Consider the following 13,506-nt stretch of genomic DNA (forward strand, 5'->3'; position numbering starts at 1 on the left):
GGCGCTCAAGCTATTAGGACAAGCGCTATCATGAGCAAGAACGCCAAAAAAGAGATTCTCGCCGGTCTGGACCGGCCATTGCGTATCGGTACGCGCCAATCCCCGCTGGCGATGGCGCAGGCACAAATGACCGCCAATGCGTTACTATCCATCCATGGCTGGCGACCCGATCAGGTCGAACTGGTGCCGATGGTCGCCAGCGGCGACAAGATATTGGATCGTGCGCTGGCTGACGTCGGTGGCAAGGCATTGTGGACCAAGGAACTGGATCACGCGCTCGGTAATGGCGAAATCGACTGTTCGGTTCACAGCATGAAGGATGTCGAAACCATCCGGCCGGAGGAATTCATTCTCGCGGCGATGCTGGAGCGGGCCGATATCCATGACCGGCTGATCGGAGCGGAGTCGATTGACGCGCTGGCCAATCGAGCCATTGTCGGGACCGCTTCGCCACGCCGCAAGGCCCAGCTTTTGCGGCAGAGACCCGATCTCGACATCCGGCTGATCCGGGGCAATGTGCAGTCCCGGCTGCAGAAAATCGAAGATGGTGAATATGATGCGACCCTGCTCGCCGCAGCCGGTCTGAAACGCCTAGATATGGAGGATGTCGGAAGTGATATCTCCGACGAGATCATGTTGCCCGCGCCAGCGCAGGGCGCGATCGGCGTCGAGGCGCGATCCGACGACCCGCATGTCCGCAAACTGATGCACGCAATATCTTCGACCAACACATTTCGTGCGGTCATTGCCGAACGTCTTTTCCTGAAACAATTGACCGCAGATTGTCATAGCCCGGTTGCGGCGCTGGCAACGATCGAAGGGTCGACCATTCATCTACGGGCAGAGATATTGCTGCCCGACGGATCGGAACATGTCGAAGCAACGTCCAGCTTCGATACCGGCGATGTTTCCGCCCCCGGCATATTGGCCGACAAGCTGCTGGGTCAGGCAAGCGCGGAGCTGAAGGCCGTATTTGGCCGATGACGCTGCCGCTGCTGATCCTCCGGCCACTCGAAGGCGCGCTGCAGACCGAGCGGCGGGCGAAGGGGCTGGGATTGCAGGCCGTTGTCGATCCACTGTTCATCGTCGAGCCGATCATATGGTCTGGCCCGGCGGCGGGGGATTTTGATGCCTTGCTGCTGACCAGTGCCAATGCAGTGACCTATGGCGGAGACCAGCTGGATGTCTATAAACCGCTGCCGGTTCTGACGGTCGGTCAAGCAACGGCCCGGGTCGCAGAAAATGCCGGATTCCATATAGCGGAAACCGGAGATTCCAGTGGCCAGCAGCTTCTCAACCAGTTGGAGACGGATCGATATCGAAGCATATTGTGGCTGGCGGGCGAGCAGCATAGTTTGCTCGATCCCGGCGAGCGGCAACTCGATATCGTTCCGGTGTACCGCTCGCGAGCAATCGCGTTAGGCCAGAAGACCGCGGCTTGTCTGGAAGCGGAAACGGTTATCCTGCTCCACTCGGCCCGCGCGGCAAAGCATCTGGTGACCGAACTTGACCGCTTGCACATAATGCGAGGCCAACATCATGTGGTGGCCTTTTCCGCGAAAGTAGCTGCAGCGGCAGGACAGGGATGGAAGAGCATACAGGTGGCGGACCATCCGGACGACGAGTCTTTACTGTCTCTGGCGACCCGACTATGCCAGAGTGAATGAGATTATTTGGTTCGCCATGAGGCCGGGCCGGGAAGGAAAACCGGAATGAGCCGCGATTATGAAAGGCTTTCGCCGTCGACTGGCAAGAGCAATTTGACGCGTAATGTACTGATTTTGATGGTGGTGGCCTTTATCGGAGGGGCGATTCTGACCGGATGGATTTTGTCCCGCTACAATCCGTTCGACAGCACTTCGGACACGGAAGCTGCTGCAGTTGCCATTGGCGATGGCACAAAAGCAAAGCCTGATCCGGCAACCGCGCTTGCCAACCGTATCGATGCCGACGGTAGCGTCTTGCCGACGCCTGCACAGTCAGCAGGAGCCAGTCCGGCAGCAACCTTGACACCCGATCTGGAGCGCGCGCTTGCTGTGCGCGTTGCCGACCTCGAAGATCGTTTGTCGCGGATCAATGTGCAGGCGCAGGCCGCTTCGGGCAATGCTGCCCGGGCCGAGGGTCTGCTGATCGCCTTTGCCGCGCGTCGTGCGCTCGATCGCGGATCTCCGCTTGGCTATATCGATCCCCAATTGCGGCTTCGTTTCGGCGATGCGCAGCCCAAGGCGGTGACGACTATTATCAACGCCTCCCGCCAGCCGGTGACGCTGGAAGAGCTGTCATCAGGACTGGACGAACTGGGCCCGGCGCTGATGACCGGTTCGAGCGGTGCGGGCTTCTGGGCGGATTTCCAGCGGGAACTGTCCGAACTATTCGTGATCCGCCGGGAAGGTACACCATCCCCGGCGCCGCAACAGCGCTTGATCCGTGCGAAACGCTACGTCGAAACCGGTAATGTCGATGCCGCCATTGCGGAAATCGAGAAATTGTCCGGAGTCGAAAAGGATGAGGAATCCTTGCAATGGATGGAAAAGGCCCGGCGCTATAACGAGGCCAGGCGCGCGCTGGACGTGATTGAAACCGCTGCGATACTCGAGCCGCAGCAATTGCGTACGGCGGAAGGGGAACGAGTGGACCAGCCTTCACCTCTTGCGCCTTCGACCGCGATACCGGCGCCCTAATTTCTCAGGAACAGTTCCGCGAGATCAGCGGGAACGCGAACGGGTCGTCCGCTTGCCCGATCGATAATCGCCCAGTTGGTTTTCGCAGCGACCTTGATCTTGCCATCGGCTCCGGTGAAACTGACATTGCGCCAAAAACGCGCGCCCTTCGGCGGCTCGGAAATCCAGGTTTGTCCGGTCACTGTCTCGCCGACCCCGACGTTGCCGCGATAATCGATCTCGTGGCGGGTCACTACCCAGATATATTGTTCGATGGCTTCTTTCGGTGCGATCGCATTCCAGTGCGCTGTCGCCATATCCTGAATCCAGCGCACCCAGACCGCGTTATTGACATGACCGAGTTCGTCTATGTCGTCGGGTTGAGCGGTGATTGAGAGAGCGAAGGCCGTTTCCGGTGGGTTCACTCCGCCATCCCCATTTGCCAGAGGATGAAGGCGAATTCTTCTGCCGTTTCTTCCAGAGCATTCCAGCGCCCCGACTTGCCGCCATGGCCAGCGCCCATATTCGTCTTGAGCAGCAATATATTATCATCGGTCTTGGTCGCACGCAGCTTGGCAGTCCATTTGGCCGGCTCCCAGTAGGTGACGCGTGGATCATTGAGCCCGCCGGTAATCAGCATCGGCGGATAAGCCTGCGCGCTGACCTGATCATAAGGCGAATAGCTGCGGATATACTCAAAGGCCGCCTTGTCGGTGACCGGATTGCCCCATTCCGGCCATTCCCCGGGGGTCAGCGGCAGGCTTTCGTCCTGCATCGTGTTGAGCACATCGACGAAGGGCACATGGGCCACGACGGCGCCCCATAGTTCGGGGTCACTGTTGACGATCGCGCCCATCAACTCGCCGCCAGCGGAGCCGCCCGAAGCGGTGATCCGGCCCGTGCTCGTATAGTCCTTGGCAATCAGGCCCTTTGCGACATCGACAAAATCGTTGAACGTGTTGGTCCGCTTGGTCAGCTTGCCGTCGAGATACCAGTTGCGGCCCAGATCGTCGCCACCGCGGATATGGGCAATGGCATAGACGAAGCCCCGATCGACCAGACTGAGCCGCGTCGTCGAGAAGCTTGGCGGAACGGCATAGCCATAGGCACCATAAGAATAGAGATGCAGCGGCGCGCTGCCGTCGATTTTGGTATCCTTGCGATAGACGAGCGACACCGGGACCATCGTCCCGTCGCGGACCTCGATCATCAGCCGTTCAGTGACATATTGACTGGCGTCATAGCCGGACGGGATTTCCTGCACCTTGAGCGTTTCGAGCGATTTGTCGTTGAGGTGATAGTCAAAGACCGTGCCCGGCGTGACCATCGAATCATAGCCGAGCCGCAGCTTGTCGACATCATATTCGGGATTGTCGTCCAGTCCGCCGCTATAACTGGCCTCGGGAAAGGCGATACGCTCGACCTTGGCGGGATCGCCATAGGAACGGATTTCAATCTGATCGAGGCCGTTTTCACGACCTTCGGTTACATAGAAATTCTTGAAGGTGCAGACATCCGTGAGATAAAATTCGTCCGATCCGGCGATCAATGTTGTCCAGTTTTCAGGGTCGGCAACCGGCGCTGTGGCTAGCCGGAAATTCACATGGTCATCGTTGGTCAGGATATAAAGAGTGCCGTTATGTTCCTCGACGTCATATTCGCGGCCGGTCTGGCGCGCCGATACCAGTATCGGTTCGGCGAGCGGATTGTCGGTCGGCACCAGCCGTATTTCGCTGGTCTCGTGATCGCCGGTCGAGATGGCGATGTATTTTTCCGAATGGGTCAGGCCAATGCCGACGCGGAAGCCCTCGTCATCTTCGTGATACAGCTCGACATCATCGGCGATATCGGTTCCCAGAGCATGCAGCCGGGCATTATCGGTCCGCCATTGTTCATTGGCGAGACCGTAGAGCAGCATTGTTGAGTCGGCGGACCAGACCAGGCTCGAGAGGGTGCCGGGGATGATGTCGGGCAGCAGTTCTCCGCTGGACAGATCCTTGACCCGCGCTTCGAACCGTTCCGATCCGTTGTCATCATAGGCATAAGCCAGCAAGCGGCCATCTGGCGACACAGATGCTGCGCCGAGCCGGAAATATTCCTTTCCTTCCGCCAACACATTCTCGTCCAGCATCAGCTGGTCTTCGCCGCCCGATACCGCTTTGCGCCAATGCTGGCGATATTGCATGCCTTCCTCGAACTTGCTCCAGTAGAGCCAGTCGCCGTCCTTTTGCGGCACCGAGCTATCGTCTTCCTTGATCCGCGCCTTCATCTCCTGAAACAGCGACTGGGTCAGCGGCTTGCGATCCGCCATATTCTGTTCGAACCACTGATTCTCGGCCTTGAGATAGGCGAGCACATCCTCGTCCTCGACAACCGGATATCGCGCATCTTTCAGCCAGTGCCACGGATCGTTGACGACATATCCGTGCCGCTCGTAGCTGTGAGGACGCTGTTCTGCAAATGGCGCACGAGTCAGGTTTTTGGTCATATTCTCTATATATCTCCGGCCGGATTTAGGTGGCGAATGGGGCCCGGAACCCCTATGTGTTGCACTATAAGCTTATTCAAGGAGTTTGCTCGGCGATGTTGATGTCTACCTATGAAGCCCGTCTCAAAGCGTTACGGGAACAAATGCAAAAAGTCGGCCTCGACGGCTTTGTCGTGCCGATCTGTGACGAGCATATGAGCGAATATGTCGGCGAATATGCGCAAAGGCTCGCTTGGCTCACCGGCTTCGGCGGTTCGGCTGGTTCAGCTATCGTGCTGAAAGACAAGGCGGCGATGTTTATCGACGGCCGCTATGTCGTCCAGGTCCGTGACCAGGTCGACGGAAATCTCTATGAATATGTCAATGTAGCGGATCAGAAGCCGCACGAATGGCTCGCCGCCAATGCCCCGAAAGGCTCGAAAATCGGTTATGACGGCTGGCTACACACCCGCGAATGGGCGGATACGGCCGGCAAGGCGCTGACCAAGACCGGCGCGGAACTGGTTGCCGTGCAAAATAATCCGGTCGATGCGGTCTGGGAAGACCAGCCGCAACGCTCGCCGGACAAGCTGGCGGTCCATAGCGATCAATATGCCGGAAAATCGGCGCGGGACAAAAGAGCGGATGTCGCGACATGGCTCAACGACAAGTGCTATGATGCCACGGTCATCGCCGCGCTGGATTCGGTTGCTTGGTTCTTCAACGTCCGCGGCAAGGATATCGCGAATACGCCGGTAGCTTTGGCTTATGCAATTGTTCGAGCAGACGAAACTGCGACCCTGTTTGTCGCGCCGGAAAAGCTGACCGACGCGGTGCGCGAACATCTTGGCAATCATGTCGAGATTCGCGATTATGACGAACTGGCCGACGCCTTGTCTGATCTGGCTGGCAAAACCGTTGCGGTTGATCCCGAACGTTCGGTTGCCGCCATTTTCGAAGCGCTCGATAAGGCTGGAGCCACAATCGTCAAGGATCGCGATCCGACCATTCTTGCCAAGGCGATCAAGAATGAAGCCGAAATCAACGGCCATAAGGCCGCGCAGAAGCGTGACGGAGCGGCGTTGACCAAATTCCTGCACTGGATGGCACAGGAAGCGCCAAAGGGCGCCCTGGATGAATTGTCGGCTGCTGCCCGGTTGCGCAAGTTTCGCGATGAAAGTCCGGAACTGAAGGATTTGTCCTTCAACACGATTTCTGCCGCGGGCGATCATGGCGCACTGCCGCATTATAGCGTGAACGAAGAAACCAACCAGCCGGTCGCGATGAATTCTCTCTATCTCGTCGACAGCGGCGGGCAATATCTCGACGGCACCACCGATGTGACGCGCGTGGTTGCGGTTGGTGAACCGACCGCAGAAATGCGCAAGCGCTATACGCAGGTCCTACAAGGCCATATTGCCCTCGATCAGGCGATATTTACCAAAGGCACGACCGGCGGGCAGCTCGACATTTTGGCCCGTCAATATCTCTGGGCCGATGGCGTGGACTATGGCCACGGCACCGGCCACGGCGTCGGCAGTTATCTTTCGGTGCACGAAGGACCGCAGCGGATATCCAGCTCCAGTGGCCTGAACGAGCCGCTGCAGCCGGGCATGATCCTGTCCAACGAACCTGGCTATTACAAGGCTGGTGAATTCGGCATCCGGATCGAGAATCTGTTCCTCGTCGAGGAGCGGGAGATCAAAGGCGGCGAGCAGACCATGCTCGGCTTCGAGACGCTGACCTTCGCGCCGCTCGAGCGCAAGCTGATCGAGGTCGATATGTTGTCGCAAAGCCAGCGCCAGTGGGTCGATGACTATCATGCCAAGGTGCGTGCGGTGATTGCGCCGCAGCTGCAATGCGATGCGCTGGAATGGCTGGAGGCCCAAACCGCGCCGCTCTGAACGCGTTGATTGCAAAGCCGGTTGACAGCCAGACGGTGCTGGGGAAAGAGCCAGCGCCATGACAGAACAGAAAAACCCCCGCGACGGCTTTCGCCTGATCACCCCGTTGCGCGTGCGCTATGCCGAATGCGATTTGCAGGGCATCGTCTTCAACGCCCATTATCTGGCCTTTGCCGATGTCGGCATGACCGAATATATGCGGGCGCTAGTAGCGGCAGACCGGCCGCGGGACGAAAACGATATGCTCGGTAGTTTCACGCGCCATTTTGGCGGCGACAACTGGGTGCGCCATGCCGACGTCGATTATCGTGCGTCAGCAAAGGCCGATGATTTGCTCGACATCGCGGTGCGAATCACGCGGTTCGGCCGGACCAGCTATACGTTGCTGGTGTATATTTTGCGCGGGGAAGAATTGCTCAATGTGGTCAAGCTGACCTATGTCTGGTTTGATCCGGCAACCGAACAGGTCGCGCCGGTATCTGCAAAATTTATCGAGGCGGTCAGCGATTTCGAGATTATCAAGCCGGAGCGGGCAGTGGTTAACGCCTAGGACCTGATCTTAGGATTGCTGCTTGCCCTCGGTATCGCCGGGAACCATTTCCTTCGCCTGTGCCTTGCGGAGGCGCAGATTGGCGCGAAGCTGAGCAGCTAATCGCTCGGCTTTCTCCGCTTCCTTGCGTAATTTTTCTGATTTGGACTGGGGTTTTGGCATGGCGCCTGATTGCATTATCCCGTGAAAAACGCAACTCCGCTTGACAAGATCGCAAGCATTTGGTCTTAGCGCCTCGGTTCGGTCGAAACCGCCCGATAGGGCGGCTATCGCCGACGCTTCAAAATGGTCGGCTGCTGTAGCTCAGTGGTAGAGCGCGTCATTGGTAATGACGAGGTCGAGAGTTCAATTCTCTCTAGCAGCACCATTTGTTCAGCTTAGTGGAAATCAATTCCCTACGGGGAGTGCTCTAGCGTGGGAACGCGCTTGGGTATGGCGTGGGTGGTGCCTTGGGAAAACAACCCATTTCATGGTTGTCAGCGCACTGATGGTGGTTGAAGCGATGCAGGGGTCTTACGCCATGCGGTCGTGGGAGCTTACTAGGTTTCAGCTATGCGGTTTCTTCCCAGTTGTTGCCATAACCGAGTGTTTCGGATCGACTAGGTCGGGAGTTCAGTCCTATCTATCAGTAAATTTCTATTTTCGATCCCGGAAGACCGCCCAGTACCTAGAGAACGCGCAGGCTATAGGCACGCCCTGAATGAAATCTTTTCTGTGGTGTTATTAATGCGATTAATCCAAAAACACCGAGTGCCGAAATCGCCAGAACGAACACTAAAACTGGCTATGCCCACGTCGATTTTTCTCGCCGCGTCGGGGTGGCGGTCTATGAGTAGTCTCAAGATCGCTTCGTCATCGGTCGAGACTTTATCGCCGAGATCATACCGATAAAGAATCTCTTGGAAAAATGCTACTGCATCTCCCTTTTTGGCGAGGTGGTGCTCACCAATTGTAACAGGTTTTGCAGGCATAACTATTTTCCAGCTTCATTTTCCAGTGCGACCTTGTCTAAAATCTCTTTTCTGATGAGGTTAGGAATATTCATGCCCTCAAAAAAGGGCGCGTAACGTCTAATCCAAGTAACACAGCCAGCTCTGTCTAAGTCATCTTGAGCAATCTTCTTATAGAGTTCAACAGCAGACATTCTAGAAAGGCCAAGTTCTATAAGAGAAAGCAATGTCTTGCTTGATACACCAAATTCGGGCGCTACGCCAATATCGAAATCATCATCGATCAGATCAGACCTTCCAATTTCCATTAGGTGATGTTTCAAAGGCTTTGCTTCCAATTTGATGTATGTATCAAATTGGAAGCAAAGCCTTTGAAACCCGAGTTGAATTGGCTCAGAAGCTGAAGACCGAGATCACGCGCTCGCACATCCGTAAAGGGGTAGTAAGCGGAAAGACCGCTTGCCGTATCAATGGATTATATACAATTCACATTTCACTAATGGCGGCGCGACCGCGCTCCCGCCCGAGATGGATGCCCACTGGAATGCAGATTGCTATCAGGCCCAGCATAGAAACGCCGCTAATCGGATCGGCGGCAATGAAGGCGATCAGAAGCAACACGCTGATCACAAGAGCCAACGCTGGCAGGACCGGATGGCCGACCGCGCGGAACGGCCTGGGTAGATCGGGCTGGCTGCGGCGGAGGGCGAAGAAGGCGGCAAAGTAGAGAGAACTGGCGAAGATCGACAGCGCCCCTGTCAGCTTGAACACGAAGATGAAGCCACCAGACCATATCAGCGGAAAGGCAATCAACGCCGATATGGCCAATGCCACAGTGGGGGTGCCACCGCGATTGACGCGCGTCGCGGACTGAAGGAACAGCCCATCGCGCGCCATCGCGAACAGGATGCGCGGCGTCGGCATCACAATCGAATTGAGCGTGACCAGCGCCATGATTGTCGCGATCAGAGCCACAACGATATTGCCTGTCCGCCCGAATACTTGCTCAATCACCAGCGCCATCGGCAATTCGGACGCGCGCAATCCAGCTATGTCGAGCGCCTTGAAGAGGCTGAGATTGACCAGCAAATACACAGCGATAATGACGAATACCGAGGTGAACAGCGCGCGCGGGATGTTCCTGCCGGGGTTCTTGTCCTCTTCGGAAAAGTAGATTGGTCCGAACCAGCCGTCATACGCGCCGAGGATGATCTGGAGCGCGGTTACGATAGCGATGAAACCGGCAACGCCACCGGGCATTGCCGGGACATAGGCCGCCGACGACGAAGATGGTGCGGCGACCGGATCGATCAAGAACGCGATCCCCACGACGGCGCATAACAAACCGAGTTTGATGGCCGTGCCGATAATCTGCATCCACTTCCCCTCGCGGACGCCCACCCAATTAGCCGCCGTCACCGCGAGCAGGATTGCCGATGCCGCCCATGGCACATGCGCGGCAACCCACGGGTTGATGGTGCCGATAAAATCGGCGCAGGCAATTGCCACTGCAGTCGTCCCCGCCACATTCGCCAGCCAGTTGGTCCATCCCGACAGCAGCCCCATCGTATTCCCGAACGCGGCATGGACCGCGACATAATGCCCGCCCGCCTTCGGAAGCGCCGCACCAAGTTCGGCAGTGACGTTGGCCGCCAACAGAATAAACAGCCCCGCCACCGCCCACAGCGTCATCGCAATCCAGAATACAGGCACCTCGTTCACGATCACGCCCGGCGCGCGCATGATCCCCGTTCCGATAACCCCACCAACAGAAATGGCCAGCGCAAAGGGCAAGCCGAGACTCTTTTGGAGGTGGTTTTGGGTAAGTTGTGGTTGTGTCATGCGGGTTGCTCCAGAAGGTCGGGAGATGGCTCAGCGGCCACGGTCTTCTCCAACGCCCGCGTCAGCATGGGACCGAATGCGAAATACAGCGCGGCGCCCACCCAGCAGGCGGCAGCATTGAGTGCCCAGAACAGGGCGGGGTCCATCGTCTCGTAAAAGCGCGAAAAATAGCCAGCGATGATTGAGCTGAAGAATACGACCAGATAAGCCGCCGCCATCATTCGCGCGGCAATTTGGCGCGGGGCATAGCGCGCCATGATCGCCAGCCACGTTGGCCATGACCAAGTGAAGCCGACGCCCGTGATGAAATAGGAGAGCACCGGAAAGACGATGTTTACCGAACCCGGTGCCTGAACCGCTGATCCAATGGCTAGCAGCATCGTGCCCACTCCATAGAGCAGACCCCCAACAACCATCTTATTATTGTCGCTCTGCTCTTTCCAACGCTTTGCCTGCCAGCGCCAAAAGCCAATCGCCGCAAAAGCGCCGAGGACCGTGCCGAAGGAGTTGATCGAGACGAACCATGCCACCGGCACCGGCCCAAACGGCGTTTGCAAATCGACTGCCGCGTCGATCCAGACCATACCCATATTAAACTGCTGGTCATAACCCGGCCCCAGAAGCACTTGGAATACCAGAAAGATCATCAATATACCGACGCTGCGCCAATCGGCCTTTGTGAGTTTGACAGATACGGCAGCCGTGCGCGTCGAATGCAGTTCTTCGGGAAGATGTGGCAGCCCCTTCAGATATACGCCAAGCGCCATCAGCATCAACAATCCGGCGGTGCTAAACCCGACATGCCAGCCATAGATTTGCGCCAGCAATCCGCACGCGAGCGGACCACCAATGGCACCGATATTGATACCGGTGCTGAAGATGACAAAACCCTGTGCCGGGCGTTCATCGCCCTTTGGATAAAGCTGCCCAACCTGCGATGCGATATTGCCTTTGAGCGCGCCAGAACCGAGGGTCAGCAAACCCAGAGCGATCAGAAAACTCTGATCCAGCGCCATCGCCGCATGGCCCGCCGTCATCAGCAGCACGCCGATAATCACGGTTCGCTTCGCACCTAGCCACCGGTCGGAAACCCAGCCGCCAATCAAGGGCGTGAAATAGACCAGCCCAGCATAAAGCCCAAAGGTCTGCCCCGCGAGCGCGAGCGGCGACAGCGGGCCATATGCCCCCTCCAGCATGGAGCGATACCAGCCTATCCCCGCGATATTCTCGATATGGCCTGGCAGGAACAATTCCTGCGTCATATACAGCACCAGGAGCGACTGCATCCCGTAAAAGGAAAACCGCTCCCACGCCTCTGTGAATGATAAATACGCAAGCCCGCGCGGGTGGCCGAGAAATGTGGTGTCGGTTTGAGCGCCCGTTAAAGCAGCTTCACCCATAGAAAAATCTCTCTTCAACAATCTGCCCATCGCGCACGATGTAGGTGGCGATTTCGCTGAATGGTTCGCGTTTGCCGGTGGCGCGGCCATTGGTGAGGCGTGTGATTTCCATGTCGATGAATAATGCGAATTGGTCGCCGGTGATGAACGGGCCATCAATCAGCACTTCGCTCATCGCATTGTCGTCAAGCCAGCGCTTCAATCTGGCAAGGGCGGCTGGCTTACCGTTTGCGACGGCTGGATCATTTGATCCGGATTTGGCTGGTTCAAGCGCGACAATATCGCTCGCCCAATATCGCTCCGCGGCGGTCAGCGTCTTGCCTGCTGCCATCAAAGCCGCATAATCTCTCGCAATTTCGGCAAGGCTTTGCATGGGAGACTCTCCGGCGTCTGGAAGGGATAGCCCGGCGGATGGCAGGTCGCAAAACCATCCGCCGGACTAGTTTTAGTCCCGGCGGATCGTATGAAGGGTCACATCATCCGCCGAGGCCAAGCTTTAAAGCTATCGGATTGTCGCTTCCTGCAGTGTCATTGAACCTTTGACCGTCCGGAATTTTGCCCGATTGCCGGATTCTGCATCCAGCTGCGCGTTGGTTCTTTTGTCAAAAGCTTCCCATTCCTTGTTACGCTTTTCACTTTCGGCTCCGCTCGGCCAATAGGGATAGGTCTGCGTCAGATACATATTTGGCTCGCCATCGCGTGCATCGACATTGAAGTAGATTTTATAATCGCTGATCCAGCCCTTGGACTTAGCAAAGTCCTGATTTTTCTTCCATTCACTTGCTAGATATTTGGCATAGGCCACCGTTCCACCATCCTGAATATAGATGCCAGTCATGGTCGTGTAATCACCGGCCACTAGCGGAAAATCATCTGCCATTGCGGGCGTGGATAGCGCGAGCGGCGCGGCAACGATTATGGCGGTGGCCATCATCATCCTTTTCATCAGTTTCATTCGTCTTCTCCTGTTAATTGCCGCCCCGGTATTGGGGCAGCGTCCGCAAAAATCGGTTTCCTAATTAGAGCCATATGAAGTCCGCTAATTGAACCATCCGGCCGTCATCGCCCCGCGAATGGGAGAGACTTCTCCGGCCATGTCGATTTTCAAAATATCCGCTGCGCTTTCTCCGCCGCGCAGCCGGGCCAGCCAGTCGTCTGGGTCATATTCTACTCCAACCGGATTATCCGCTATCTGTTCGCCTTTAAAATAGGCGGTGCATTCTTCTTTGGTGGCAAAGCAATCGACGGCAAATTCCATTTGATTGTCATCGGGGTCGGCATAATAGAGCGATGCGCTCATCCCGTGATTCACCGCCCAATATGGCGTGATGCCATCGGCCTTCAGTTCGGCATAATTTTCCAGCAATGCGGAAAGCGAGGGCATGTCCCACGCCACATGATCGACCCCGATCATCCCGCGATCATTGGGATCATTCTCGCCCGGACGGATCACGCCAAGATCGGCAAAAGCGAAACGGTGATGCTCGTGGTCAAATGTGAGGAAGGCCAGCGCCGGGTTTTGATATTGCACCGTCGCATTGAATACCTTGGCATACCACGCCAACATCACTTCAAAACGGCGGGTGCGGTAAACGACATGGGCGAGCTGGGTTGGTGATGTGGGCATTGCTGATTTCCTAATCAGGCAAGCGGCATCAGAATGAGGCTGGCGGCGATACCGTTGGCTACGATGAAATGCTTCATTTGCGTTCTCCCTATCTTCAGGCACAGTT

At 56.8% G+C, this 13,506-nt stretch carries 15 protein-coding genes and 1 tRNA gene; 6 read left to right on the forward strand and 10 right to left on the reverse strand.

The features are described from left to right. Positions 1-30 precede the first annotated feature (30 nt). The 3 genes from hemC to ACWFTY_RS04515 are packed head-to-tail and all read left to right on the forward strand — an operon-like array spanning position 31 to position 2,681. Complete coding sequence (gene hemC / locus ACWFTY_RS04505) at positions 31-984, forward strand: hydroxymethylbilane synthase (protein ID WP_447526199.1); 954 nt, start codon at positions 31-33, stop codon at positions 982-984. Next, complete coding sequence (locus ACWFTY_RS04510; RefSeq protein WP_447526200.1) at positions 981-1,667, forward strand: uroporphyrinogen-III synthase; 687 nt, start codon at positions 981-983, stop codon at positions 1,665-1,667. Before hemC ends, ACWFTY_RS04510 begins: the two co-directional genes overlap by 4 nt. Before the next feature lie 45 nt (positions 1,668-1,712). After that, positions 1,713-2,681 carry a mitofilin family membrane protein gene (locus ACWFTY_RS04515; RefSeq protein WP_447526201.1) on the forward strand — a complete coding sequence of 323 codons (969 nt, stop codon included), beginning with the start codon at positions 1,713-1,715 and terminating at the stop codon, positions 2,679-2,681. On the opposite strand, the gene ACWFTY_RS04520 is transcribed toward ACWFTY_RS04515, so the two are convergent. Then, complete coding sequence (locus ACWFTY_RS04520; protein WP_447526202.1) at positions 2,678-3,085, reverse strand: acyl-CoA thioesterase; 408 nt, start codon at positions 3,083-3,085, stop codon at positions 2,678-2,680. The genes ACWFTY_RS04515 and ACWFTY_RS04520 overlap by 4 nt on opposite strands. Further along, positions 3,082-5,148: a S9 family peptidase gene (locus tag ACWFTY_RS04525; RefSeq protein ID WP_447526203.1), complete on the reverse strand. Its 2,067-nt coding sequence runs from the start codon at positions 5,146-5,148 to the stop codon at positions 3,082-3,084. The genes ACWFTY_RS04520 and ACWFTY_RS04525 overlap by 4 nt, the downstream gene beginning before the upstream one ends. Positions 5,149-5,249: 101 nt before the next feature. Between ACWFTY_RS04525 and ACWFTY_RS04530 the strand changes: the two genes are divergently transcribed. After that, a complete protein-coding gene (locus tag ACWFTY_RS04530; RefSeq protein WP_447526942.1) occupies positions 5,250-7,031 on the forward strand; it encodes an aminopeptidase P family protein in 1,782 nt (593 codons plus the stop codon). A gap of 58 nt (positions 7,032-7,089) precedes the next feature. Beyond that, a complete protein-coding gene (locus tag ACWFTY_RS04535; RefSeq protein WP_447526204.1) occupies positions 7,090-7,581 on the forward strand; it encodes an acyl-CoA thioesterase in 492 nt (163 codons plus the stop codon). 9 nt (positions 7,582-7,590) lie between these two features. On the opposite strand, the gene ACWFTY_RS04540 is transcribed toward ACWFTY_RS04535, so the two are convergent. Further along, positions 7,591-7,743, reverse strand: a complete 153-nt coding sequence (locus tag ACWFTY_RS04540; RefSeq protein WP_447526205.1) for a hypothetical protein — start codon at positions 7,741-7,743, stop codon at positions 7,591-7,593. A 130-nt stretch (positions 7,744-7,873) separates the two neighbouring features. Between ACWFTY_RS04540 and ACWFTY_RS04545 the strand changes: the two genes are divergently transcribed. Continuing rightward, positions 7,874-7,948, forward strand: a tRNA-Thr gene (locus tag ACWFTY_RS04545). A 316-nt stretch (positions 7,949-8,264) separates the two neighbouring features. On the opposite strand, the gene ACWFTY_RS04550 is transcribed toward ACWFTY_RS04545, so the two are convergent. The 7 genes from ACWFTY_RS04550 to ACWFTY_RS04580 form a co-directional block, all read right to left on the reverse strand. Further along, positions 8,265-8,552: a DCL family protein gene (locus tag ACWFTY_RS04550; RefSeq protein WP_447526206.1), complete on the reverse strand. Its 288-nt coding sequence runs from the start codon at positions 8,550-8,552 to the stop codon at positions 8,265-8,267. A 2-nt stretch (positions 8,553-8,554) separates the two neighbouring features. Then, positions 8,555-8,869: a hypothetical protein gene (locus ACWFTY_RS04555; protein WP_447526207.1), complete on the reverse strand. Its 315-nt coding sequence runs from the start codon at positions 8,867-8,869 to the stop codon at positions 8,555-8,557. A 148-nt stretch (positions 8,870-9,017) separates the two neighbouring features. Beyond that, on the reverse strand, positions 9,018-10,373 hold the full coding sequence (locus ACWFTY_RS04560; RefSeq protein WP_447526208.1) for an APC family permease: 1,356 nt from the start codon (positions 10,371-10,373) through the stop codon (positions 9,018-9,020). Further along, the gene (locus tag ACWFTY_RS04565) at positions 10,370-11,863 is read right to left on the reverse strand and encodes a peptide MFS transporter (protein WP_447526209.1); all 1,494 of its coding nucleotides are present in this window, start codon (positions 11,861-11,863) and stop codon (positions 10,370-10,372) included. Before ACWFTY_RS04565 ends, ACWFTY_RS04560 begins: the two co-directional genes overlap by 4 nt. After that, positions 11,766-12,146, reverse strand: a complete 381-nt coding sequence (locus tag ACWFTY_RS04570) for a SnoaL-like domain-containing protein (RefSeq protein ID WP_447526210.1) — start codon at positions 12,144-12,146, stop codon at positions 11,766-11,768. The genes ACWFTY_RS04565 and ACWFTY_RS04570 overlap by 98 nt, the downstream gene beginning before the upstream one ends. Positions 12,147-12,275: 129 nt before the next feature. After that, positions 12,276-12,728, reverse strand: coding sequence for a hypothetical protein (locus tag ACWFTY_RS04575; protein WP_335654164.1), 453 nt, complete (start codon positions 12,726-12,728; stop codon positions 12,276-12,278). Between the two features lie 84 nt (positions 12,729-12,812). Then, positions 12,813-13,400, reverse strand: coding sequence for a VOC family protein (locus ACWFTY_RS04580; protein ID WP_447526211.1), 588 nt, complete (start codon positions 13,398-13,400; stop codon positions 12,813-12,815). Positions 13,401-13,506 lie beyond the last annotated feature (106 nt).

The sequence above is a fragment of the Parasphingorhabdus sp. NYA22 genome (genome assembly GCF_976973735.1).

Coding starts and splice junctions, on each gene's coding strand:
- ACWFTY_RS04565 (WP_447526209.1), bottom strand. CDS start 11,863: ATGGCCGCGCCACCGGCAAACGCGAACCATTCAGCGAAATCGCCACCT.
- ACWFTY_RS04560 (WP_447526208.1), bottom strand. CDS start 10,373: ATGACACAACCACAACTTACCCAAAACCACCTCCAAAAGAGTCTCGGC.
- hemC (WP_447526199.1), top strand. CDS start 31: ATGAGCAAGAACGCCAAAAAAGAGATTCTCGCCGGTCTGGACCGGCCA.
- ACWFTY_RS04525 (WP_447526203.1), bottom strand. CDS start 5,148: ATGACCAAAAACCTGACTCGTGCGCCATTTGCAGAACAGCGTCCTCAC.
- ACWFTY_RS04515 (WP_447526201.1), top strand. CDS start 1,713: ATGAGCCGCGATTATGAAAGGCTTTCGCCGTCGACTGGCAAGAGCAAT.
- ACWFTY_RS04550 (WP_447526206.1), bottom strand. CDS start 8,552: ATGCCTGCAAAACCTGTTACAATTGGTGAGCACCACCTCGCCAAAAAG.
- ACWFTY_RS04510 (WP_447526200.1), top strand. CDS start 981: ATGACGCTGCCGCTGCTGATCCTCCGGCCACTCGAAGGCGCGCTGCAG.
- ACWFTY_RS04535 (WP_447526204.1), top strand. CDS start 7,090: ATGACAGAACAGAAAAACCCCCGCGACGGCTTTCGCCTGATCACCCCG.
- ACWFTY_RS04570 (WP_447526210.1), bottom strand. CDS start 12,146: ATGCAAAGCCTTGCCGAAATTGCGAGAGATTATGCGGCTTTGATGGCA.
- ACWFTY_RS04575 (WP_335654164.1), bottom strand. CDS start 12,728: ATGAAACTGATGAAAAGGATGATGATGGCCACCGCCATAATCGTTGCC.
- ACWFTY_RS04530 (WP_447526942.1), top strand. CDS start 5,250: ATGTCTACCTATGAAGCCCGTCTCAAAGCGTTACGGGAACAAATGCAA.
- ACWFTY_RS04580 (WP_447526211.1), bottom strand. CDS start 13,400: ATGCCCACATCACCAACCCAGCTCGCCCATGTCGTTTACCGCACCCGC.
- ACWFTY_RS04540 (WP_447526205.1), bottom strand. CDS start 7,743: ATGCCAAAACCCCAGTCCAAATCAGAAAAATTACGCAAGGAAGCGGAG.